At 42.9% G+C, this 22,483-nt stretch carries 20 protein-coding genes, 2 pseudogenes and 1 riboswitch; of the genes and pseudogenes, 3 read left to right on the top strand and 19 right to left on the bottom strand.

Annotated features, from left to right (window positions below; genetic code table 11):
- Positions 1-411: 411 nt before the first annotated feature.
- The 8 genes and pseudogenes from CCC70_RS03630 to CCC70_RS03595 all read right to left on the bottom strand — a co-directional run bounded on the left by CCC70_RS03630 (position 412) and on the right by CCC70_RS03595 (position 9,064).
- Positions 412-600, bottom strand: a complete 189-nt coding sequence (locus tag CCC70_RS03630; RefSeq protein WP_287084282.1) for a hypothetical protein — start codon at positions 598-600, stop codon at positions 412-414.
- Positions 601-977: 377 nt separating this feature from the next.
- Positions 978-2,200 (bottom strand): annotated as a pseudogene (locus CCC70_RS03625) (IS256 family transposase).
- A 410-nt stretch (positions 2,201-2,610) separates the two neighbouring features.
- A pseudogene (locus CCC70_RS03620) lies at positions 2,611-3,123 on the bottom strand (cytidylate kinase-like family protein); the annotation flags it as partial.
- 145 nt (positions 3,124-3,268) lie between these two features.
- Positions 3,269-4,582 (bottom strand): sedoheptulokinase, encoded by a 1,314-nt coding sequence (locus CCC70_RS03615; RefSeq protein ID WP_287084281.1) that lies wholly within the window; start codon positions 4,580-4,582, stop codon positions 3,269-3,271.
- A 63-nt stretch (positions 4,583-4,645) separates the two neighbouring features.
- Positions 4,646-5,398 carry a response regulator gene (locus CCC70_RS03610; RefSeq protein WP_215638328.1) on the bottom strand — a complete coding sequence of 251 codons (753 nt, stop codon included), beginning with the start codon at positions 5,396-5,398 and terminating at the stop codon, positions 4,646-4,648.
- The gene (locus tag CCC70_RS03605) at positions 5,391-6,974 is read right to left on the bottom strand and encodes an ATP-binding protein (RefSeq protein ID WP_287084280.1); all 1,584 of its coding nucleotides are present in this window, start codon (positions 6,972-6,974) and stop codon (positions 5,391-5,393) included. The genes CCC70_RS03610 and CCC70_RS03605 overlap by 8 nt, the downstream gene beginning before the upstream one ends.
- Positions 6,975-7,059: 85 nt before the next feature.
- Entirely contained in the window at positions 7,060-7,707 is a 648-nt protein-coding gene (locus CCC70_RS03600) for a potassium channel family protein (RefSeq protein ID WP_173759589.1), read from the bottom strand.
- A 19-nt stretch (positions 7,708-7,726) separates the two neighbouring features.
- Positions 7,727-9,064 carry a TrkH family potassium uptake protein gene (locus CCC70_RS03595; protein ID WP_287084279.1) on the bottom strand — a complete coding sequence of 446 codons (1,338 nt, stop codon included), beginning with the start codon at positions 9,062-9,064 and terminating at the stop codon, positions 7,727-7,729.
- Positions 9,065-9,371: 307 nt separating this feature from the next.
- Between CCC70_RS03595 and bioB the strand changes: the two genes are divergently transcribed.
- Together bioB and CCC70_RS03585 are read left to right on the top strand one after the other, a co-directional pair.
- A complete protein-coding gene (gene bioB / locus CCC70_RS03590; RefSeq protein ID WP_118071249.1) occupies positions 9,372-10,343 on the top strand; it encodes a biotin synthase BioB in 972 nt (323 codons plus the stop codon).
- A 100-nt stretch (positions 10,344-10,443) separates the two neighbouring features.
- Positions 10,444-10,989, top strand: a complete 546-nt coding sequence (locus CCC70_RS03585) for a biotin transporter BioY (protein ID WP_015527251.1) — start codon at positions 10,444-10,446, stop codon at positions 10,987-10,989.
- An 80-nt stretch (positions 10,990-11,069) separates the two neighbouring features.
- On the opposite strand, the gene CCC70_RS03580 is transcribed toward CCC70_RS03585, so the two are convergent.
- The 8 genes from CCC70_RS03580 to CCC70_RS03545 form a co-directional block, all read right to left on the bottom strand.
- Positions 11,070-11,957 carry a putative ABC transporter permease gene (locus CCC70_RS03580; RefSeq protein WP_278603872.1) on the bottom strand — a complete coding sequence of 296 codons (888 nt, stop codon included), beginning with the start codon at positions 11,955-11,957 and terminating at the stop codon, positions 11,070-11,072.
- A gap of 123 nt (positions 11,958-12,080) precedes the next feature.
- Positions 12,081-13,433, bottom strand: coding sequence for an MATE family efflux transporter (locus CCC70_RS03575; RefSeq protein WP_287084278.1), 1,353 nt, complete (start codon positions 13,431-13,433; stop codon positions 12,081-12,083).
- A complete protein-coding gene (locus CCC70_RS03570; protein ID WP_173739032.1) occupies positions 13,423-13,875 on the bottom strand; it encodes a MarR family winged helix-turn-helix transcriptional regulator in 453 nt (150 codons plus the stop codon). The genes CCC70_RS03575 and CCC70_RS03570 overlap by 11 nt, the downstream gene beginning before the upstream one ends.
- A gap of 113 nt (positions 13,876-13,988) precedes the next feature.
- Entirely contained in the window at positions 13,989-14,270 is a 282-nt protein-coding gene (locus tag CCC70_RS03565) for a hypothetical protein (protein WP_270391766.1), read from the bottom strand.
- Positions 14,271-14,403: 133 nt separating this feature from the next.
- Positions 14,404-14,712, bottom strand: coding sequence for an MGMT family protein (locus tag CCC70_RS03560; protein ID WP_015527257.1), 309 nt, complete (start codon positions 14,710-14,712; stop codon positions 14,404-14,406).
- Positions 14,713-14,819: 107 nt separating this feature from the next.
- Entirely contained in the window at positions 14,820-15,353 is a 534-nt protein-coding gene (locus CCC70_RS03555; RefSeq protein WP_118368721.1) for a methylated-DNA--[protein]-cysteine S-methyltransferase, read from the bottom strand.
- Between the two features lie 394 nt (positions 15,354-15,747).
- Positions 15,748-17,433, bottom strand: a complete 1,686-nt coding sequence (locus tag CCC70_RS03550) for a formate--tetrahydrofolate ligase (RefSeq protein WP_092068491.1) — start codon at positions 17,431-17,433, stop codon at positions 15,748-15,750.
- A 73-nt stretch (positions 17,434-17,506) separates the two neighbouring features.
- Positions 17,507-17,588: riboswitch (ZMP/ZTP riboswitch) on the bottom strand.
- 241 nt (positions 17,589-17,829) lie between these two features.
- Positions 17,830-19,230, bottom strand: coding sequence for a sodium-dependent transporter (locus tag CCC70_RS03545; protein WP_270652509.1), 1,401 nt, complete (start codon positions 19,228-19,230; stop codon positions 17,830-17,832).
- A gap of 221 nt (positions 19,231-19,451) precedes the next feature.
- Here CCC70_RS03545 and CCC70_RS03540 point away from each other — a divergent pair, with 221 nt between their 5' ends.
- Positions 19,452-20,180, top strand: coding sequence for a helix-turn-helix domain-containing protein (locus tag CCC70_RS03540; protein ID WP_118512801.1), 729 nt, complete (start codon positions 19,452-19,454; stop codon positions 20,178-20,180).
- A gap of 66 nt (positions 20,181-20,246) precedes the next feature.
- On the opposite strand, the gene CCC70_RS03535 is transcribed toward CCC70_RS03540, so the two are convergent.
- The 3 genes from CCC70_RS03535 to CCC70_RS03525 are packed head-to-tail and all read right to left on the bottom strand — an operon-like array spanning position 20,247 to position 22,431.
- Entirely contained in the window at positions 20,247-21,095 is an 849-nt protein-coding gene (locus CCC70_RS03535; RefSeq protein ID WP_270652507.1) for a 4Fe-4S binding protein, read from the bottom strand.
- A gap of 7 nt (positions 21,096-21,102) precedes the next feature.
- Complete coding sequence (locus tag CCC70_RS03530) at positions 21,103-21,255, bottom strand: CD1871A family CXXC motif-containing protein (protein ID WP_092068499.1); 153 nt, start codon at positions 21,253-21,255, stop codon at positions 21,103-21,105.
- Positions 21,256-21,282: 27 nt separating this feature from the next.
- A complete protein-coding gene (locus CCC70_RS03525; RefSeq protein WP_287084277.1) occupies positions 21,283-22,431 on the bottom strand; it encodes a TlpA family protein disulfide reductase in 1,149 nt (382 codons plus the stop codon).
- Positions 22,432-22,483 lie beyond the last annotated feature (52 nt).

Genomic DNA, 22,483 nt, shown 5'->3' with positions numbered 1-22,483 from the left:
GTTGTACTTTCGTCACAAATTGGCAAGCAGTATAAACCTGTATAGGTTCACTCATTTTCTTGAATCACCCTTTCAGACATTCTTCGCAAATTTGCTTGTTGGGGTGATGCCTCAATTTCGCAGAACATTTTACTACACCATTTTCTTTCAAAATAACGATTTTTGACGCTCCAAGACAAAAAGTAAGAACCCGAAAAAGCCTTGTAAAATAACGCTTTACGGGCTCTGAAGCCACAGGACAAAATCACCCTAAACGAGCCAAGAGGCTGGAGTAATTTTAATTTCACGTCGGTATTATTTGGCGGTTACAATTATGGGGCGAGGTGTCAAAGGTGCTGCGGGAGCTCTCCGAGCTGGTTCAAAAGTAAAATAGGAGGGATAAAAGTCGCACGACTTTTATCCCTCCTATTTTTATAGGTATTTTGTTTTCATCAAATCAATTATATCTTCACTACTGTATCCTTTAAGTGAAAGCTCTCGTATTTCGAGTAGATACTTTTCAAAAGTTAATTTTCCTTCAACCAATATTCTTTTTGTTGCGGCAAAAACATCAAAAAACTCTGTATATGACATGGTAAGTGTAGTTACTTTATCGAACATCTTCTCAATCTCGCTGGAGATATTAGGATTTGTTGGCCGCTTGTTATAGCAGTACGCATAGAAACCGTAGTAAATTTCACAGCAAGAAATAATATCAGTTTGACAAACGCCTTTGATTAACTCGATTACATTGATAGCTTCTTCATATTCGCCGGTAATAACTTGGCGAAAGGTAGTGTAAATTATTCTGTGTAAACCTCTCAGATTGATGATAAAATCATAGGTTTATAGAATACAAAAATATAATGTGATGGGCTGAATGGCATACTTTGCTGTTCAGCCTGTTGTTTATTTAGTAGCATGGATTCTATTGCATGTCAAGGGCGCCCGAGAAAATCGGGCGTTTATTTACCCTTGATATGCGATTGGATCTGTGCTTAATCGATATCCTCTGGCTGGATCCGATCACCAAAATAGATGCATAACTGATCCAGTGTCAGACCCCAGTCCCAAGCCTTTCCGGTCCATTTTTTGTAGCATCCATCATTGCCAGATAGAGCATCTTGAAAAGTGCATCATCGGTCGGAAAAATAGTCTTGGATTTCGTAACCTTGCGTAGCTGGCGGTTAAAATTTTCGATAGAATTTGTAGTGTATATTAATTTACGTATCTCAGATGGATATTTAAAATAAGTGGATAATTGTGTCCAGTTATTTCTCCAAGATCCAATGGAAGCAGGGTATTTTTTGCCCCATTTTTCTTCCAGATCTTCCAAGGCTGTGAGCGCAAGATCTTCTGTATCAGCTTTGTAAACCAGCTTTAAATCCGCCATAAATGGTTTTAAATCTTTGTAAGAGATAAATTTTGTAGAATAACGAATCTGATGCACAATACACCTCTGGATCTCCGCCTGTGGGAATACTGCATGGATGGCATCCCCGAATCCGGTCAATCCATCTACGGATACGATCATGATATCTTCCACACCTCTGTTTTTTATCTCGTTGAGAACGGACAACCAGTATTTCGCACTTTCATTTCCTCCTACCCACATGCCGAGAACCTCACGTTTTCCATTCAGTTTAACACCTATAGCAACGTAAACTGCTTTTTTTACCGTTCGATTGTCTTCTCGAACATGGAAATGTACCGCATCCATAAAAACAATGGCATATTTTCTTTCCAGCGGCCGATTTTGCCATTCTTTTGCGATAGGAAGGATTCGATCTGTCATATGTGATATCATTTCTGCTGATGCATCCACACCATAAACATCTTTGAGATGAGCGGAGATATCCCTTGTCGTCATTCCTTTTGCATACATAGAGAGTACCTGATCTTCAATGTTTGAGATATCTGTCTGATTCTTTTTCACAATCTGCGGTTCAAAATCTCCCTTTCAATCTCGTGGTATATCCAGATCGATCGTTCCCATTGAAGAGGTGACTGTTTTAGGACTATAACCATTACGGCTATCGTCTGTCTCTTTGTTCTTGTAGTCATACTTAGAATATCCAAGGTGATCATCCATTTCAGCTTCTAACATACCTTGCAGCGTTTCGCCTAGCAGGTCTTTCAGCATGTCCTGGACGTCCTGGGCATCCTTTGGTTGATAGTGTTCCAACAAGCTACTGATGAACGCTTTGCGTTCCGGATCCATTTTTCTTCTTCGTGCCATAAAAAAATCCTCCTGAATTGATATTTATTTTAACATCAATCCAAGAGGATATATAGCTCTTTTAGAGTTTACACAGAATTAATTACAGTCTCTGGCGAAAGGCCAAATATCGAATGACTTCGCTTTTATCCAATATAGATAGCTGATTGTATTTTGTCGTCGTGTGAGAAATAGCTTTTAGACGTTTGTAGATTCTATCATGGTCTTTGATCTCTAATTTGCAGGCAGCTTGACTTAATATTGCTTCTTGCTTTGCCGCTAATCTTATAACAGAAACATAAAACACAATTACAATATATGCTAAATATAAAATGACAAATAAAGTAATATTGGCCTTTTCCCAATCAATCGAGTAAATCGTTAACACGCCTAATACAAAACTGAGTGTAGTTTCAGAAAAGCTTTTTGTGCTGACGTAAGTACCTATTGAAATTAAAAGAATAAGTAATCCTACATTCCATAACAAGCTTCTCACATCTGCCATATCCAAGCTGTGAACTATTCAGACACAACGTATAATTACTGGCCTTTCCCCATTTCTGATCGGTGTAAAAATTATAATTCGTCATACGCCTTTTATCTGTATCTGCCATCATTTTGACAGCTTCCTTCTCTCCTACATTATATAAACCCATAATACGCTGTGTTTTTTCCGGCATATTCCCATGGATAAATACATTCAGTACATCATCCCTATCTTTCAGAATATAATCTGCATTTCTTCCGATAATTACACAAGATTCCTTATCAGCCAGTTCTAAGATAACCTTTCTCTGTGTCTCATACACCATGTCTTCTACTGATTTTCCTGTGATATCACGTCCGGCAAATGCATATGCAAACAAACCTTTTTTCGGAGACAGTTCCGCACTTTCCTGAATATATTCCGGAGATAAGCTGGACTTACGCTGACACGCTACACACTTTTCATGGCGATATTCATTTTTGCAAAATAAAAACGAGTAGCCGGTAAACTGGATTTACGCTTACTTGCTACTCGTTTCTTGTAATTATATTGCCTCTTTTTCAAAAAGTCAAACAAAATTTTTCTTACATTGCCGCAACCAACTTTCCCGCAGTAAGTGCAGCTCCATATGCAGCCTCTTCTTCATATTCAGGAATCTCCATCGGCATTTTGAACATTTCTTCTGCCAGTCTTCTCATCAGCGGGTTTCGGCGAATTCCGTTTCCGGAGCCAGTCAGGCGTGTGGCCTTTTTTCCGGTGAGCTGACACATCTGCTCATACTGCTCATGCAGTTCGTTAAGGATTCCACAGATCACACCGACCGTCAGTGCACCAGGATGAAAATTCTCTACACCGATTCCTGCGATCATGCCCGTGTGAGACGGATCACTTCTTGTCCCTGAAAAAGCTGTATCTACTTTCCATGCAGCTTCTTTTCCGTATTTTTCAATAAATTTTTCTGCCTGCTCCTGCATCCGGGAATACAGTCTTTCTTCAGTTTCTGCAGCTTCTCTGTAAAACTGTTCCAGCATCGCATACGCACGACCACCACACAGGGAAGCTCCCACGAGGATATAGCTGTTTTCGGTACAGGGGCGAAGCTCCACACTGCCGCTGCATTCTATAAACGTCTCTGTCACTAAGGAAACCTGGCTGCCGGTTCCCACATTCAGGAGTACGGTATCTTTAAGATCCCGGACGGAACCAAACAGACTCGCCTGATTGTCACCGATCGATCCCATTACCGGCACACCGGCTCTTGTTTCTCCGACTAAAAAATGTCCCTTTCTTACTTCCGGCAGATAAGAAGTATCTACGCCGGCCTGCTCCAGGGCTTCATACAGAAACTCCTGTTTTCGCAGGTCAAAGCAGCCCCAGCTTGCCGCCATGTCAAGTCCAATAACAGGGACAGTATTTTCACACAGCCGCATAGCAATATAATCACTGATCGTCGTCATCCTTACAGCATCCTTCGGGATCTGATCTTTCTTCTGAAGATAAAAATGTGTCACTACACCATATCCGGACGCTGCCGCACCTACTCCCTGCAAAAGCTCTGCACAGGTTTTTCCGTTTTCCAGCGGAATCTCTCCGCTTCCATCCTGCCAGGTATAGAGAGGACTCACTGCCTTGCCGGAAGCATCCACATACAGCATTCCATGCATCTGCCCTGTAAACCCTATTCCATCTGGCAAACCATTCTCCTTCTGCTGCTTTATAAGAAGCTCCCGGACGATTTCATAGATCCGTTCCGGATCCTGCAGCTTCTGTTCCGGCTTACTGCTCCGCAGAAAAGAATTATGCTCCACTGTTTCCTTTGCAAGCAGCTTTCCCGTTTCTGTATCTGTCATTACGACACTGACTGTTGTTGTGCCGATATCAATCCCCATGATCTTCATCGTCTGTTTCCGTCCTTTTCTGTGATCTTTACTATAGAAAAAAACTGTCATCATATGAGATGATTATATTATCGTTTGAGGATTAATGCTATCTTTTTTGGTTTCCTGCTCAGGTTTCTCGATTCTGAGCATGCGATATCCGATTCCTATGTGCGTCTGGATATATTGTACACCGTTTTTTTCAGGCTCCAGTTTTTTCCGCAGTGTTGCCATAAAGACCCTGAGAGAAGCAACATCGTTTTCCGAGCAGCGTCCCCAGATCTGCTGAGTAATATATGTATGTGTCAATACTTTTCCAATATTACGGGATAAAAGACAGAGCAGCTTATACTCAATGGGCGTCAGATGCAGTTCTCTATCCTTCAGGAATGTGCAGCCAGCCGTGTAATCTATCTTTAATCCTCCATTTTCAAAAACAGAGGTTTCCGGCTGTTTTCCTGCCTGCGTTATGGCAAGCCGCCTTTGACTGACACGGATACGCGCAAGTAATTCTTCTACTGAAAATGGTTTTGTGATATAATCATCTGCACCCGCATCCAGTGCCTCTATTTTGTCCATATCTTCACTTCTGGCACTGATCACGATGATAGGCATATTCGACCAGGTACGGATTTTCTTTATTACCTCTACTCCTTCCATATCAGGAAGGCCCAGATCCAGAAGAACGATATCCGGATTGTGTGATGAAGCCTCCAAAATGGCTGAAGCTCCATTTTCTGCAGCCAGATATTTATAGTCATGTGTTTTTAATGTGGTAACGATCAGGTTCCGTATGGGTCTGTCATCCTCAACCACCAGAATTAATGTCTTATTCATTTAATGTCACCTCGCTTAATGGTAAAGTAAAAGTAAAATTACATCCATGCGGAGCATGATCTGAAAGAACCAGTGTTCCATCGTGAGCTTCTATGATAGAGCGGCAAAGTGCCAGGCCAAGCCCCAGACTCCGTTGGCTGTCTGCAACGGTCGTTTTCCCTGTATAAAACATCTCAAAAATATGTGGCTTCATTTCATCCGGAATTCCGGGGCCGTTATCTTCCACGCTTATCTGCGCTTTCCCGGCTTTTTTGACCCCCCGAATGCTGATGACAGAGCCTGACGGCGTATATTTTATCGCATTATCGATCAAATTTACCAACACCTGTATAATAAGATGCACGTCCATACGTGTAAGAACAAGTTCTTCACAGTCCGCCACGATCTTATACTCATCATGCTTCCGGCTGATATGTCGGAGTGACTCTGCTATTACCTCATCCAAAAGCTGATCCGTAAATTTAAACTTCAATCTTCCATCATTGAGCCTGGTAATGGAAAGCAGATTTTCCACAACTCCGATCAGCCACTCTGAATCCTCATGAATGTCCGTGTAGATCTGATACCTTGTAGCTTCATCCAGACGGTCACTGTTACTGAGAAGCATATCTGCATTTCCGGAAATAGAACAAAGCGGAGTACGCAGGTCATGGGAGATTGCCCGAAGAAGATCGCCACGCAGCTGCTCATTTTTTGCTAAAACCGCATTTTTTTCTTTTTCTATGGCATTTTGTACATTCTCCATTGCAAGTGCACATTCATTTATTACAGACAGCAGGATGCTGTATTCATAAGAGTCCAGTGTTTCTTTCTGCAGAGGGATCCCGATTACGCCATAAACATTATTCCCGCTTCGAATTGCCAGATATAAGCATTTTGCCTGTGAGAAATACTGTGTGGATGCGCCGGCACGCTGTCTGTTTTCATAAGTCCATCTGGCCGCCTGTTGTTCTTCCTGTGTCAGAAAATCCTCTGTGCTCTCTTTTTCCCCGGAAAAAAGCTTTCCTTCTGATAAAGTTCCATTTTCCACAACATATGCCGTGATGCTGCGGTTTAACAGGCGTATCAGCTGTGTACAGGTAACTCCGAGGATTTCTGTCTCACTTTTTGCCTTTTGCAGCAGACGATCCGTATCAAACAGAACCTGTGTGCGAAAGGCAATCTGTGAAGACAGCTTTGCATGCATTTTCAGCTTTGCCGCAAGGGTTCCTGTAAGTACAGACGAAATAAGCATTATGAAAAATGTCACCGGATATCCCACCGCATATGTCTCAAAAGACATCCTTGGCTCCATCAGGAAAAAGCAAAATAAGAATACACTTAAAAAGGAGCCGGCTACACTGCAAAGATAACCATCTGTCACGATCGAAGTGATCAATACGCCCAAAATGTATATCGTTACAATATTTGTATCTGTAAGATCCAGTTTCTGAAACAGCAGGCCGATCAAAGTGCATACTGCAAATATAAAAACCGTCAGCAAGTAATCTTTTGCGGACGGTTTTTCCACATACCATGCAAATGGCCGTTTCGGATAGGTTCTGTTTTTTACTGTATCCTCCATTTTCAAGCTCATTCTGTCATTCTCCTTCTACTGCTGTTTTCTGGAATTATATCACGCAGCTGTTCTGTGGTCAAAATTTTTTCTTCATGGCAATGAGCTATATACGGAAGCACTTCTGAAGAGCTCTGTACTCTCCTAATACCAGTAATTTATCATTCTCTGCAAAATACGTTTCCGGAGAAATTGCAATACTGAATTCCTCTTCATTTTTTACTGCCAGGATATTAATATTGTAGCGTTTTCTGATGTCAAGTCCGCCCACTGTTTTTCCAACCCATTCTTCCGGCACTTCCACTTCAAAAATTGCATGGGAAGCATCCACTTCCATATAATCCAGTATATGATCATCTGTATAACGGATGGAGGCCCATTTTGCCACCTGCTTTTCCGGATAAACTACCTTATCGGCACCATTGCGTAAAAGAAATTTTTCCTGAACATCACGTTCAGCTCTTGATATCACCAATTTTGCGCCCAGTTCTTTTAGAAGGGATGTTGTTTCAAGAGAATTTTGAAAGCTATCTCCAATGGTTACAAAACAAATGTCATAGTTTCCAATTCCAAGGGACTGTAAAAATTCAGCATTGGTGCTGTCACCAATCTGAGCATTCGTCACAAATGACAGTACTTTGTCCACTCTTTCTTCCTTCCAGTCAACTGCCATAACTTCATGTCCCAGCTGATTGAGCTGCATGGCAATATGTCTTCCAAACCTTCCAAGTCCAATAAGCAATACATTTTTCATAATATTATTTTTCTCCTTCTTATCCAACTGTGATTTTTTCCAGAGGGAGCTTTGCATTTCCCTTATTTCTTCCGGAAAATACCGCATAGATCAGGGTCAGACCACCTACACGTCCCAGATACATCAGTATGATCAGCACGACTTGTGAAAAAACATGAAGTTCCGGTGTGATTCCCAGAGTCAGACCTACCGTACCAACAGCTGAAGCAGCTTCGTACAGACAATCTAAAAGCGGAAGGCCTTCGTACACACTGATCGCTATTCCGCCGCCAAAGAATAAGGCAAAATATAACATGGCTATTGTCGCTGCATTTTTTATCACATGATATTCAAGTCTTCGCCCAAAAGCTCCTGCATTTTCCTGACTTCGAAATGTCGCAATTGCATTTAAAATAAGTACTGAAAAAGTTGTTGTTTTCATTCCACCTGCTGTAGATCCCGGTGAACCACCAATCAGCATTAACAATATCATAACTGCTTTTGATGCCTCACTCATCTCTGAAATGTTTATAGTATTAAATCCGGCAGTTCTTGTCGTTACCGATTGAAACGCTGCTGCTAACAGGCGTTTTCCCATGGGTAATTTTGTCAGATCACAGATATAGAAAAAAACTGCCGGAAATAAGATCAGACATGCGGTAGTCATGAGAATGATCTTGCTTTGCATGCGGTAGCGTTTAAAGTTCAGTTTATTTGTATAAATATCATCCCATGTGAGAAAACCGATTCCTCCTGTAATGATCAACAGCATAATTACCAGATTTATAAGTATATTTCCGGAATACCCAGTCAGCGATGGAAACATACTGGAATCTGTCCCCAGAATATCAAAGCCGGCATTACAAAAAGCAGAGATTGAATGAAAAACTGACATCCAGATTCCCTTTTTTCCATAATCTCCCATAAAAACCGGCAGCAACAACACCATCCCTGCAGCTTCGATCAAAAATGTTCCCCTCAAAATAAACCTTGTCAGTCTGACGATTCCTCCAACTTTAGGTGCTGAAATTGCATCCTGCATGGTGCTTCTTTGCATGAGGGATATTTTCTTTCCGGAAAGAAGGGAAACAGACGCAGCCACAGTCACTACTCCAAGCCCACCTGTTTGTATGAGTGCAAGAATGATCGTCTGGCCTGCCAGGGACCAGTAGCTTCCAGTGTCCTTTACCACAAGACCTGTAACACATACCGCCGAAGTGGCTGTAAAAAGTGCCTCATGAAATGGTGTGATCACTTTCTCCGCAGAAGAAAATGGAAGCATCAGCAGAACGGTTCCCAAAAGGATCACTCCTGCAAACCCCATGATAATCAGCTGAAAAGATGTCATATGTTTTTTCTTATATGATTTTTCCGGCATAAATGATCAGAACTCCTTATCAATACTTTTAACAGTGCTATCCTCGTAATGCATTTTATTATATATAACTACTTTCAAAGATAGTATAAAATTCTCTGCTTCCGTATTAAGATTTTATAAAGATATGATATTGAATTGAGAATTATTTTAACCGAATCAAGGAAATTACCTGCTTTGATGATCCTAAGCATTACCTTAATACTACAGTTTTTTAATTGTAAACTTATTTTATATTTGTAGTTGACATTCGATATTTCTCTGTGATAAAGTGATACCCGTACAAAAAACTCAAAAGGAAGGTATTGACATGAACACTGCATCATGCGAAAAAGAAGCTCCATCGCTTTCCAGAGATGAAGCCATTGCAATTTTAGATACTCCGGACGAAGAACTCGAGGCACTGATCGACCGTGCCAGCAGTTTACGTTACAAATATAAGGGAAACCGGGTAAGCATCCACATCCTTACCAATGCCCGCAGCGGAAACTGTTCCCAAGATTGTGCATACTGTGCCCAGTCATGTCGTTCCACTGCCGATATTGATAAATACAAATGGGTAGATGAAGACAAATTATATCAGGACAATGATTTCGTAAATGAGTATCATTTATCCAGACACTGTATCGGCCTGAGTGGTATGAAGTTTACAGATAAAGAGATCGAGGAGCTGGCCCGCAGGATCCGCAAAATGAAAGAACACGGAACTCATCTCTGCTGCTCCATAGGCTTTCTCACAGAGCACCAGGCAAAAATGCTCAAAGAGGCCGGTCTTGACCGGATCAACCATAACCTGAACAGCAGCCGTTCTTTTTATCATAATATCTGCAGTACACATACCTTTGACCAGCGTGTCCGGAATATCCATATGCTTCAGGGACTTGGTTTCGAGATCTGCAGCGGCGGTATCATTGGCATGGGTGAAAGCAAGGCAGACGTTGTTGACATGCTTCTGGAATTACGTGAGATCCAGCCGGAAGCACTGCCGATCAACTTTCTTCTTCCGATCAAGGGAACTCCCCTCGGAAATGCAGATATTTCCCAGCTGACAACAGAATACTGCATGAAAGTCCTCTGCCTGGCAAGACTTCTTGTACCCAAAGCAGATATCCGATGTGCTGCCGGAAGAGAAGTTTATTTTAAAGGCGAAGAAAAAAAACTGCTCAGTGTTGTGGATTCTATTTTTGCTTCCGGTTATCTTACAGAAGGTGGCCAGGGAATCGAAGACACTCTGAAAACCATTACAGATGCAGGATTCACCTATGAGATCGAATCTGCGTAAGCATCCTTATGGCATATGATCTTTCATACACACTTACAGCATTTCATTGCTTACCCGAACCAGTAAATACATTACCTTTTTCAAAGGAGGCTCTTTCAATATGAATCAGACAAATACTGTCTCTGCACCACGTACAAAAACCTACGAGATCACCATGACCGCTCTTATGGCAGCTGTCACCTGTATTCTTGCGCCGCTGTCCATTCCAATCGGTCCGGTTCCGATCTCATTTACCAATCTTGCCATCTATCTGTCCCTTTATCTTCTCGGATGGAAAAAAGGAACCATCAGCTATCTGATCTATCTGCTGCTTGGCCTTGTAGGTCTTCCGGTATTTTCCGGATTTACCGGCGGTCCTGCAAAGCTGGCCGGTCCTACAGGCGGATACATCATCGGCTTTATCGTTATGGCTGTTATTGCCGGACTGGTAATTGACAACTGCCATAAACCTCTGATCCAGCTCGTTGGTATGATCGCAGGAACAATTGTATGCTATCTTTTCGGAACTGTATGGTTCTGCATCGTTGCAGATTCCACTTTCAAAGCAGCTCTTGGAATCTGTGTAATTCCGTTTATCCCGGCAGATCTCATAAAAATGATCATCGCCATGATCATCGGACCAATGATAAAGAAACGAATCCGATAAGCTGAAGCTCTGATACGCCAAAAGAGGCAGCAGGAAACTTCCAACATTTCCTGCTGCCTCTTTATCGCGTTTCGTTTTTCTTATCTGAGTTTTTTCTTCAGTTCCTGGATCAGTTCAAAATAATCTCTGTGCTTCATCTCCGGGAAAGCCTTAATGATTCTTCCCTGACCGAATACGGTATGGTTTGTGATAGAGTTTGACAGCTCATCAAACTGTGCCTGAAGCTCCGCTTTCTTCATCCGAAGCATTTCAGAAGATTTTTCTCTCTGAGCCACAGTCGCATCTCTGAGCTCTGCCTTAGCAAGAGCAACCTGAACTTTTCCCTCTCCCACCTTCTGTGCTGTATCAATGGTAGTTGTTGCCAGAGTATCACTGAGCTTATCGCTCACGATCCGCAGATCTGCACGTACCTTATCCAGTCTGGTAAGCTTCTTATTCAGTCCGCGGATCACCGCTACTGTTACAATAAAATCTGCCAGATACACCGCATACAGAATTACCATAACAACCCATTCCAGTGTGGAAGGTGTATGAGAAGCCTGACGCTCCACATACTTTTGAAAAACCTTTACGACCATCACAATGGCAAGTCCCCATATCAGGGAAAACTCAAGACAGATATAGCCGTGAAAATTCAGCGGCTTATTAGAATAATCCCACCATCTTGCATGGAAACATACATCCAGAAGCCATCCGGCAACCAGCTCTACCGCAGTTGCAAGAACGATCCCAAACAGAAAGATCATTCCCTCACTCATCTGATGTCCGCCGCTCTGAAGCATATTAAGCAATGCAAACACGGAAAGTACACCAAATCCGTACACCGGGCATACCGGACCGTTGAGAAATCCCCGGTTTATAACCTTTCCTAAGGTTACTGCATGGAAGATAACTTCAACGACCCATCCTCCAAAAGAATAAAACAAAAAATACAGACATATCTGAAAATACGTCATCCCGCAAATCATCCAGTCCTCCTCCTTTACAGCTGTCAAGATTCCGGCAGCTATTTCAGGGTCAGTACCATCACCTCTGCCGGGGTGATTCTGATTATATCATATCACCCCTCTCATTTACATCCCTTTATCCAGTCATTCTTCAGAAACAATTTCTTTTTTCGCACGGGTGAAGTACAGAAAGAATCCGATGTTCAGAATGATTCCCACTGTAGTAGATACCGGTGCTGCAAGTCCGATCTTTGTCAGGCTGGCATCCGGCTGGATACTCATGAAGTACGCCATTGGAAGTCGTACCAGAAGCGTCTGGACCAGACCCTGGACCATAACCCAGATGGTCTGGTTGTTTCCGTTGAAATAGCCTATCATACTGAACAGAACAGCTGTAACCAGTGTCTCCGGAGCAAACCCCTTCAGATAATCAAAGCCCTTTTGGATAACGCCGGCATCTGTTGAAAAGAATCCTGCCAGCACATCACCCTTCAGCAGGATCAGGATAAATACCAGGCATCCCACAGACAGGCCAACTCCAATTCCCGTAAGCATGGATTTTCTCGCACGTTTCGGCTTTCCGGCTCCTACGTTCTGTGAAACAAAGGAGGCCATGGACTGCATCAGGGAGCTTGGAACCAGCATGGCAAAGTTTACGATCTTACATGCAACTCCGTAACCGGAGGATGCTTCCAGACCCAGGCGGTTGACAAATGCGCACAAGGCCAGGAATGAAATCTGCGTCAGGAATTCCTGAAGTGCCAGCGGCAGTCCGATCTTTAGAAAACGTCTGCACTGGGGATTCAACCGGAAATCTTTCTTTGTGATGGTAAAAGGAAGCTCCTTCTTTATCAGCAGAACTACTGCAAATACAACACTTAAGGCCTGCGCAGAAACCGTAGCAATAGCTGCTCCTGCTGCATCCATATGTAACCCGGCTACCAGTACCAGATCTCCGATCACATTTACAATACATGCCACCAGCACAAACAGCAACGGAGATTTGCTGTCACCAAGGCCACGGAAAATAGCAGACAGCAGGTTATACGCGACAATAAAGAAAATTCCACTTCCACAGATCCGTACATAAGATGCAGTCAGCACTACCGCTTCGTCTGGTGCCTGCATCAGCACGGAGATCGGATGTGCAAAGCCTACCATAACAATAAACAGCACGACAGATATCATGGTAAAAACGATCGCAGCCCCACCGATAACAGAGCCGATCTGCTCCGGTCTTTTTTCTCCAAGATAACGTGCGATCAGAACTGTGATACCCATAGCAAACTGGATCACTACAAAGGTAACAAGATTCAGTACCTGACTTCCGGTGGAAACCGCTGACAGTCCGGATGTGGAACCGAATCTTCCAACTACAAGAAGATCGACCGCACCATAGGCAGCCTGCAGGATCAGCGCACCGAGTACCGGCATCATAAATGCAACCAGCTTCTTCAGAATATTTCCCTGGGTAAAATCTGCCTTATCACTTGTCATAATGTTCCCTCCTGTCACACATAATCTGATAAAATTTCCCGATGGTCCGGATCATACTGTCTGCTTCTTCTTCGGAAATCTCTGAAAGATAGGGTGCCAGACTGCTGAAATAATCCTGGTCATACTTTCTGGAAAGATTCTCTCCTTTTTCTGTTATAGAGATGTAAGTAACGCGCCCGTCATCCGGAGACATGAGCTTCTGAAGATATCCCTTTGCCTCCATTTCTTTCACTGTTCTGGTGACACCGGGACGCGGCAGGTTCATGGCGTCACTGAGATCGGAAATCCTGATATCTTTTTTTTCCTTCTGCAGAGAGTGGATCACATCCAGATATTGAATATAGGACGGCATCACCCCTTGCGGCAGTGGCGGAAGCATATCCCGGATCCGCTTCGCCTGATAAAACGCATCAAACATCCTCTTGATCTTTTCATTTGTCATAAAAAAACTCCTCATATAATTATCTTAGTTAATTACCATTGATAATTATACGAGGAATTTATGGTTTGTCAAGCATGTTTTATTTTTCTGTTACAGAGTAACTTTCTATTAATCTATGCTTCTAATGCCTCTTTCAGAGAAGCTTCAAAGATCTCAAGTCCTTTCTCCATCTGCTCATCGGTCATGGTAAGCGGTGCAAGGTTCAGATATCTGGCCTGTGCCATCACACGCTCTCGGCTTAAATGTTCTGCATCCAGAATAGAGGAAGACAGCTGCTCTGCGGCGTTTCTGTCCTTTTCCTCCAGCACAAGTTTCCGGCTGTCGTTGGTGACACTGGGATTTGTCAGAACTACGAATTCTCCTCCATGGATATAGTTATTCAATCCTGTATTCACTTTTGATGCACTGCAGGCAGTCTGCAAAATAGCCCCATCGTACAGACTACTCCAGACCGTTTTCCCCTACTTTCAGCTTCAGAACTTCTGTAAGCTCCGGGATCTGCATCATATTTCTACAATTCATAAAACACTACTCCTCCCACTGATACTGCTTCATATCTACACATCCATTTGCCTTAAACTCCACACCCTCGTCTTCCAGAAGCATCTTCTGCTCTCTCCAGCCTGGTGCAGTACGCCCTGCATGGTTCACAACTCTGTGGCAGGGATACTTCCCGTAAAATTCTGCCATACCTAAGACTTTTCCTACAAGACGTGAATTTTTATCCCGCCCGATCAGCCGTGCGATCTGCCCGTAGGAGGCCACTTTTCCCTCAGGTATCTCTTCCACCACGGACAGTATCTCGTAGATTAAATCTTCATCCAGTATTTTTCCCATAATTATTCCTCCGAAATCCTGCTGGCAATTTTCATAGCATGTTTTCATAAATAAAATATCTGTCTTTTCGTGGACGCCTGCACCAGACCGTCCTCTCAGCCTGAGTTTTACAGTGCAGTTCCTTTCTTTGGAATAAACAAACGGCTCATATCTGTATGTTCCAGCTTGAGAAGTGAAATTTTTTTGTCAATTCCTCCGGCATAGCCCGTCAAGCTTCCATTTGTTCCTACAACTCGATGGCAGGGAATGATAATGGAAATTTCATTATGTCCAACAGCACCGCCTACTGCCTGGGCGGACATATGGGAAGTGTTTTTCATCACTGCAATTCTGCGCGCAATTTCTCCATATGTGATCGTCTGTCCGTAGGGAATCTCCAGTAAAATCTGCCACACTGCCTTTCTGAATGTTGAACCGTTCGGATGAAGTGGTGGAGTAAAGTTCGGTTCTTCACCGGAGAAATATACATCCAGCCATCTTTTTGCTTCTGTGAGAATTTCCGTCTCCTGTTGGATATGGTCATTGGGAAGTGTATTTGCAAAATATTTCTGTCCTTCAAACCACAGACCGGTAAGTCCGATTTCATCTGCGGCAAGTAAAATATCTCCGATTAGCGATTTATATTTGCATGTGTATACCATATTTTCCCCCATATTCATTTATCTCTATAATTTTTTCTATAGCATTCCTCTTAATTAACGCAAATGTCACATGCACGTCCCCTCTGCGCTTTCCTCGACATTGTGAGTTTTATCCCAACAAGCAGCAGGAGATTTCTGATATTCTTGACAATTTATAATATTATACCATTTTTGTTTTGAACATGCTATAAACGGAACAAAACCCCACGGAAGTCTCGACCACTTCCGGGGGTTTTCGTATCAAATTCGTATCACGGGATCGTCAAACCCAGTGTTTTTCCTGCTTTTAAAAGTTTTTCAATACTCTCTCCACAACAAGATAAAAAGCGGCAGAGCCTCTATTTTTGCAGGCTCTACCGCTTTCTATCTGAATTCCCCTCAAAAAATCTTTATATTAGAACAGTCCTGTGATCTTACCGCTCTCGTCTACGTCGATCTTGGTTGCTGCCGGTACTTTCGGAAGTCCTGGCATGGTCATGATCTCACCTGTCAGTGCAACAATAAATCCTGCACCTGCGGAAATCTTAAGATTTCTTACTGTTACCTCGAAATCTGTCGGAGCACCAAGCTTTGTCTGGTCGTCTGTTAAGCTGTACTGGGTCTTAGCTACACAGATCGGGCAGTTGCCAAATCCAAGTGCCTCCAGCTGTTTCGCCTGCTTCTGGGCATTTGCTGTAAGAACAACTTTCTTTCCACCATAAACCTTCTGTACGATCTGGTTCAGCTTGTCCTCGATGGATCCTTCCAGTTCATAAGCATATGTGAAGTCATTCGGTTCTTCAACAAGACGGATCACTTCCTCAGCAAGCTTGATTCCGCCTTCGCCACCTTTTGCCCATACCTCAGAAAGTGCTACGTTTACGCCAAGCTCCTTGCATTTTGCTTCCACAAAATCAAGCTCTGCCTTGGTATCGGTCGGGAATGCGTTAATAGCTACCACACATGGAAGCTTGTATACATTTTTGATATTGCTTACATGCTTCAGAAGGTTCGGGATACCCTTTTCAAGAGCCTCAAGGTTTTCATTGTTCAGGTCAGCCTTTGCAACGCCACCGTTGTATTTCAGGGCACGTACGGTTGCTACAATAACAACTGCACTTGGTGTAAGACCTGCCATACGGCACTTGATATCCAGGAATTTCTCAGCTCCAAGGTCAGCACCGAAACCAGCCTCTGTGATCGCATAATCAGCAAGCTTCATAGCCATCTTTGTAGCGGTTACGGAGTTACATCCGTGAGCGATATTTGCGAATGGTCCGCCATGAACGATCGCCGGAACATGCTCCAGTGTCTGAACAAGGTTTGGTTTCAGGGCATCCTTCAGAAGTGCTGTCATAGCACCCTCTGCGTGGAGATCTCCTGCTGTTACCGGTTTCTGCTCAGCAACCTTGCCGTAAGTATATCCGATGATGATTCTGGAAAGTCTCTCCTTCAGATCTTTGATATCACTTGCCAGACAGAGAACTGCCATGATCTCAGATGCTACGGTAATGTCATATCCGTCTTCACGCGGCATACCGTTTGTTCTTCCGCCAAGTCCGTCTACTACATTACGAAGCTGACGGTCGTTCATATCAACGCAACGTCTCCAGGTGATCTTTCTCGGGTCGATATTCAGCTCATTACCCTGGAAGATATGGTTGTCGATCATTGCTGCAAGAAGGTTGTTTGCCGCACCGATCGCATGGAAATCACCGGTAAAATGAAGGTTGATATCCTCCATCGGAACTACCTGTGCATAGCCGCCGCCTGCCGCACCGCCTTTGACACCGAATACCGGTCCCAGGGATGGCTCACGAAGAGCTACCATAACATTTTTTCCAAGTCTCTGCATTCCATCTGCAAGACCTACCGTTGTCGTAGTTTTTCCCTCACCTGCCGGTGTCGGGTTGATAGCTGTTACAAGAATCAGTTTGCCGTCTTTTTTGTCTGTTTCTTTCAGGAGATTATAGTCGATCTTTGCTTTGTATTTACCATACTGCTCCAGATATTTGTCATCAATACCTGCTTTCTCTGCAATCTTGGTAATTGGCTCCATTGTGCACTCCTGTGCAATCTCGATGTCACTTTTGAATCCCATAATGTTCTCCTTTCTCCGCTGCAACCGTCTGCATCTTTTATCCCATAAAAAAGAGCAGTATCTGAAGTTTTTCAAATACTGCCCAGACGGTCGACTCATCGAATCTCCGGCTCCCTCGTGGTTATCCCACAACTCCGTCAGTCACCGAAGACTTTATTAATTTGATGATTGAATACTAACATATTTATTAATGGTTGTCAATAAATTATCAAATTATTTTTTTCACTTTTAAAGTGAGCTAAGTCTAATTTTCTGAATCATTTCCGTTCTATGTATTAGTTTTCTCTCCAACATTCGTACATATCTTTTTTCATCAAATCCTCTGTTGTTTAATCGTATATTGTACTGGTCATCCGTTAATGCGACTGTCCAGACGCCATAAACATATTACCACACTTATGAAATCAAATCTGCAAATCCTGTAGATACCAGGAATAATATCAGCATTACAACCGGCACTACATAACGGATCATAAAGCGATATAACCCTGCCCGTTTAAAGTGTTCCCCATTTCGTTCCACTTCTCCTATGATCCAATCAGGGCCGATCACCCATCCGATCAGAATACTTGTCAAAAGTGAGATAAACGGCATCAGAAAACTGTTGCTGATATAATCCATCACATCCAGAAGCTGTCCAACAGAACCATTTGGCAGCTTAAGTTCAAAATACAGTTTGTTATAACCAAGGCAGATCAGTACTGCTGTAACAAGAGAATAGATTCCGACAGCACCACACATTTTCTTACGTGGTTTATGATAAAGTTCCATGCAGTTTGCAACCAGTGTCTCCATGACAGATACGCAGGAAGTCAGTGCCGCAAATCCCATCATCAGGAAAAATGCAATTGCCACCGGACGGCCAAATACTCCCATGGCATCAAAAACCTTTGGCAGTGAGATAAATATCAGGCTTGGGCCGGAAGCCATTCCATCCTTTCCGAGAAATACAAAAACAGCCGGTATGATCATCATTCCTGCAAGAAACGCAACGCCGGTATCAAAGATCTCAATCTGATTTGTTGCTTTATTTAAATTAACTTCATTTTTCACATAAGAACCATAAGTGATCATGATTCCCATAGATACACTTAAGGAAAAGAATAACTGGCTCATCGCATCCAGAAGGATCTCCAGGAAGCGTTTTACCGTCAGTCCATGAAAATCCGGTTTGAGGTAAACCGCCAGCCCCTGCATACCGGTGCGGACAGTTCCATCCGTATCAGTATGGGACAGTGTCAGTGAAAAAATGGCAATGATCACGATCAGAAGAATCAGCCCCGGCATAATGATCCTGGAAAACTTTTCGATTCCCTTTTCCACACCACGAAATACGATCCAGGCAGTCAGGGCCAGAAAAATCAGCATAAATACAACGGGTGCAATATCTGATGTAATAAATGATGTAAAGTATCCTTCTGAAGCCGCATCTTTCCCATCAGAAATAATATAAGTAAAAAAATATTTTGCGATCCATCCACCGATAACAGAATAATAGGTCATGATCAATGCCGGAACCAGAAACGTTAAATGTCCTAAAAATTTCCACTTTGGATTAAGTGCTTCAAAAGCTCTCAATGCATTTTTCTTTGTCTTTCTCCCAAGTGCTACATCCGTTGTCAACAGTACAAATCCAAAAGTCAGTACCAGTATCAGATAAACCAGCAGGAAAAGTCCTCCTCCATCTTTGGCACAGAGATATGGAAATCTCCAGATATTTCCAACTCCTACTGCACTTCCGGCTGCCGCCAGGACAAAACCTATTGAGCCGGAAAAGCTGCTTCCTTTTTCTTTCATTTCAATTTCCCCTCTTCAAGTATATATTTGATATAGGCTGAAACCTTCAGCCTAACAGCTATATCTTACCCTAAATAAAGATAAGTGCAAATGGCAGAAGTTTCTTTTTACGAAATTTTATTTCAAAAAAGTTTCTTGCCACTTTACAAAGAACCTGTTTTTCCGATATAATCGTATACAATGAAAATTAATAAGAAAAATAGATAGTATGAGGAAACAAAATGAGTGATTTTACCTGTTATGTAGGTGAACAAATAAGAAAATACCGAAAAGCCGGAAAGATGACTCTGCAGGATCTGGCAGATGCCATCCATAAAAGCCGAGCTACCATATGCAAATATGAAAACGGAGATATCTCCGTTGATATCGAAACTTTATATGAGATCAGCCAGATTCTCCAGGTATCTATGTCCCAGCTTACCACTGGTCTTCCTGAAACAGCCAGTGAACCGTCCAATGCACCGGGAAAAGGACAAAAAAGCCCATTTTTTCAGGCCCAGAGGCTATATTTTTACTTTTACGATGGACGATATCAGCGTACAAAGGATGGCGTCATCGATATTTATGAAAAAAAGGGCGAATCCGGAAAATATGAAGCAACCTTAACGATCTGTTCTGTTTCTGCCAACGGAAGAAGCAGTGAGATTTTTTACACCGGAAAAGTTCTTTACAGTGATATGCTGATCCGTTTTTCCTTTGTAAATCAGTATAACCCACTGGAAGAAGATCTCCTGTACATTTTTAATCCTCTGGAGCTTCGAGATTTTACAACAGGACTTTTGTGTGGGATTTCCAGTGCGGATCTGATGCCCTGCGCATTCAAATGTGTGATCACTTTAAAACCGCAGGAGCTTACCGAAGCTTTCCGCCACCAGCTTCTTTTTACAAAAAAAGATCTGAAGCGCTGGGAACAGCTGAATATGTTACTGATAGATAATATGGAAAAGTAGTTTACTGTCTCAAAAAACGGTACATCTTATATTTTATAAGCTGTACCGTTTTCGTATTTTTCTGTATCAGGATTTTCCTGCAACCCCACACCGGATTGCCTGTGTCGGACATATCTTTTTACATCTTCCACATCGGATGCACTCTGTACTGTTGGGATCCTCTGTCGGATCGACCTCCATCTGGCAGATATTTCTGCATTTTCCACAGTGAACACATTTTTCTTTATCTACTCTGTAACGAAAAACGGAAACTTTATTAAATACCGAATAAAAAGCTCCCAGCGGACAGATATACTTACAGAATGGCCGGTATATCATAATTGATAAGATAATGGTGATCACCAGGATCGTATTTTTCCACATGTACAGCCAGCCTACTGCACTTCGCATGGATTTGTTCAGCAGCACCAGCGGGATACCTCCTTCCAGTGTTCCTGCCGGGCAGATCAGCTTGCAGAAATATGGTGCTCCCTGGCCCATGATATCTACTACAAACATGGGAAGTATGATCACAAATACAAGAAAGATCACATATTTCAGTTTTCGCAGAAGCTTATCTCCCCGAAATGTCCGGATCTTCTTTGGAAAAGGAATCTTGTTCAACAGATCCTGGATCAGTCCAAAGGGGCAGAGAAATCCGCACACCAGTCTTCCAAGCAACGCTCCTACAAAGATCAGAAATCCAGCTACATAATATGCCATCTTGAAGTTCCAGCTTCCGATCACAGCCTGAAGGGAACCAATGGGACAGGCCCCTCTTGCCCCGGGGCAGGAATAGCAGTTCAGCCCCGGAACACAGACATTTTTCAGTTTTCCGGTATAGATCTTTCCAGTCACAAAGCCTGATATGTGACTGTTTGTAAGGGCCGCCCACAATGCCTGGATCCCATGCCGCGGCCATTCATTTATTTTCATCTTCTTATTATCCAATGCCAATACACTCCATACAGATGTTGATCGCTTTTGTAAAAACTACAGACACCTCGCCCCTGCAGATTCCCAGTATCATCAGTAAAATTCCCAAAACCGCCAGAGCAGGTCCGATCCACCTGGATTCTGTTATTTTCCGAATCATTTTTCCACTCTCCATAATGATCATCTTTTACTTTGAAACGTTTTTAAGCTCTTTTTCCACGATTTCCTTCCATTCGTCCAGTGTATGGCTTCCTGTATAGGTATCGCCTACAATGTTTCCATCTTTGTCAACAAAAAATGTTTCAGGAAATGCGGAAATCCCCTGCAGACGACCGTTCATCATAGTGGTATCCGGTGTCAGGAACGGATATTCTGCTTTTGTTTTTTCCTGAAGAATGCCTGCTTTCTTTACAGCCTCCTCGTCCTGATTTCCCTTTTCATCTGTAGTATCAAGCACTACGCCTGCTACTCCGACGCCTTTATCTTTCATTTCTTTATAGAGCTCCTGAAGTTCCGGAATCTCTTTTACACATGGTGAACACCAGGTTGTAAAAACATTTACCAGCGTCAGGTCATAGTCACTGAATACTTTTTCTGTATATGTTTTTCCATCTATTCCTGTTGTTTCAAATTTTCCTACAGATTTTACATCCTCCGGGTTGACGCTGGTATCCTGTGGCTGGTCAAACACGGAAATATTCTGATACGGTGCCATTTCCGTAATGTCGGTTTTGATCTTTTCCAGCTCCTTTGTCAGCTTTTCATCTGCATCTTTGTTGGTGCTCAGATAATATTTGTATTTCCCGTTACTGCTGCTTCCAAGCTCTTTATGCTCTGTACAGCCAGTGATCTCATCCAGCTTTTTCTGTGAAGCTTCGTCATAAACGCCAATTGTACCAATTCTGTCCAGACCTGCCACCCAGTCGTCATATCCTGTTCCCATCTTCTGTATTTCGGCATTTTTCTGTTCCTCTGTCATTTTACTCCAGCTTACATAAGCATATGTCACTGCATTGGTCTGATTCTCAAAATCTTCCGTGGTAAGCATTGCAATGCTCTGGTCCTTGATCTGCTTTAACAGCTCCTTCGAAAGCGAAAGCTTCAGTCCCAGAAACGGATATTCATAAGAATCCTGTGCCTTGCAGGTTACATCAGAAGGCTTAAATGTACCTGCCACCAGATCTGATGAAACTGCCTCTCCATCCACCATCATTGCCGCTCCGGGATCTGCTGTTTCCGTGCTTTCCGCCGCTGTTACCGGCACGCTTCCAAATGCAGATATTCCTAATACCGCAGCTGCCATAAGTGCTGTTATTTTCTGTGTTCTCAATTTCATTGTTTATATTCTCCCTTCTGATATCACCGGCCCATATCTGGAACCAGCATAT

The organism is Blautia sp. LMAG:89 (assembly GCF_008679485.1).
In the GTDB taxonomy this organism is placed as follows: domain Bacteria; phylum Bacillota; class Clostridia; order Lachnospirales; family Lachnospiraceae; genus Blautia_A; species Blautia_A fusiformis.
This window is presented reverse-complemented; position numbering and strand designations above follow the sequence as displayed.

Coding starts and splice junctions, on each gene's coding strand:
- CCC70_RS03535 (WP_270652507.1), bottom strand. CDS start 21,095: ATGAAAATAAATGAATGGCCGCGGCATGGGATCCAGGCATTGTGGGCG.
- CCC70_RS03550 (WP_092068491.1), bottom strand. CDS start 17,433: ATGGGATTCAAAAGTGACATCGAGATTGCACAGGAGTGCACAATGGAG.
- CCC70_RS03615 (WP_287084281.1), bottom strand. CDS start 4,582: ATGAAGATCATGGGGATTGATATCGGCACAACAACAGTCAGTGTCGTA.
- CCC70_RS03525 (WP_287084277.1), bottom strand. CDS start 22,431: ATGAAATTGAGAACACAGAAAATAACAGCACTTATGGCAGCTGCGGTA.
- CCC70_RS03585 (WP_015527251.1), top strand. CDS start 10,444: ATGAATCAGACAAATACTGTCTCTGCACCACGTACAAAAACCTACGAG.
- CCC70_RS03605 (WP_287084280.1), bottom strand. CDS start 6,974: ATGAGCTTGAAAATGGAGGATACAGTAAAAAACAGAACCTATCCGAAA.
- CCC70_RS03630 (WP_287084282.1), bottom strand. CDS start 600: ATGTTCGATAAAGTAACTACACTTACCATGTCATATACAGAGTTTTTT.
- CCC70_RS03555 (WP_118368721.1), bottom strand. CDS start 15,353: ATGGTATACACATGCAAATATAAATCGCTAATCGGAGATATTTTACTT.
- CCC70_RS03540 (WP_118512801.1), top strand. CDS start 19,452: ATGAGTGATTTTACCTGTTATGTAGGTGAACAAATAAGAAAATACCGA.
- CCC70_RS03580 (WP_278603872.1), bottom strand. CDS start 11,957: ATGATTTGCGGGATGACGTATTTTCAGATATGTCTGTATTTTTTGTTT.
- CCC70_RS03545 (WP_270652509.1), bottom strand. CDS start 19,230: ATGAAAGAAAAAGGAAGCAGCTTTTCCGGCTCAATAGGTTTTGTCCTG.
- CCC70_RS03575 (WP_287084278.1), bottom strand. CDS start 13,433: ATGACAAGTGATAAGGCAGATTTTACCCAGGGAAATATTCTGAAGAAG.
- CCC70_RS03560 (WP_015527257.1), bottom strand. CDS start 14,712: ATGGGAAAAATACTGGATGAAGATTTAATCTACGAGATACTGTCCGTG.
- CCC70_RS03610 (WP_215638328.1), bottom strand. CDS start 5,398: ATGAATAAGACATTAATTCTGGTGGTTGAGGATGACAGACCCATACGG.
- CCC70_RS03570 (WP_173739032.1), bottom strand. CDS start 13,875: ATGACAAATGAAAAGATCAAGAGGATGTTTGATGCGTTTTATCAGGCG.
- bioB (WP_118071249.1), top strand. CDS start 9,372: ATGAACACTGCATCATGCGAAAAAGAAGCTCCATCGCTTTCCAGAGAT.
- CCC70_RS03600 (WP_173759589.1), bottom strand. CDS start 7,707: ATGAAAAATGTATTGCTTATTGGACTTGGAAGGTTTGGAAGACATATT.
- CCC70_RS03595 (WP_287084279.1), bottom strand. CDS start 9,064: ATGCCGGAAAAATCATATAAGAAAAAACATATGACATCTTTTCAGCTG.
- CCC70_RS03530 (WP_092068499.1), bottom strand. CDS start 21,255: ATGATTCGGAAAATAACAGAATCCAGGTGGATCGGACCTGCTCTGGCG.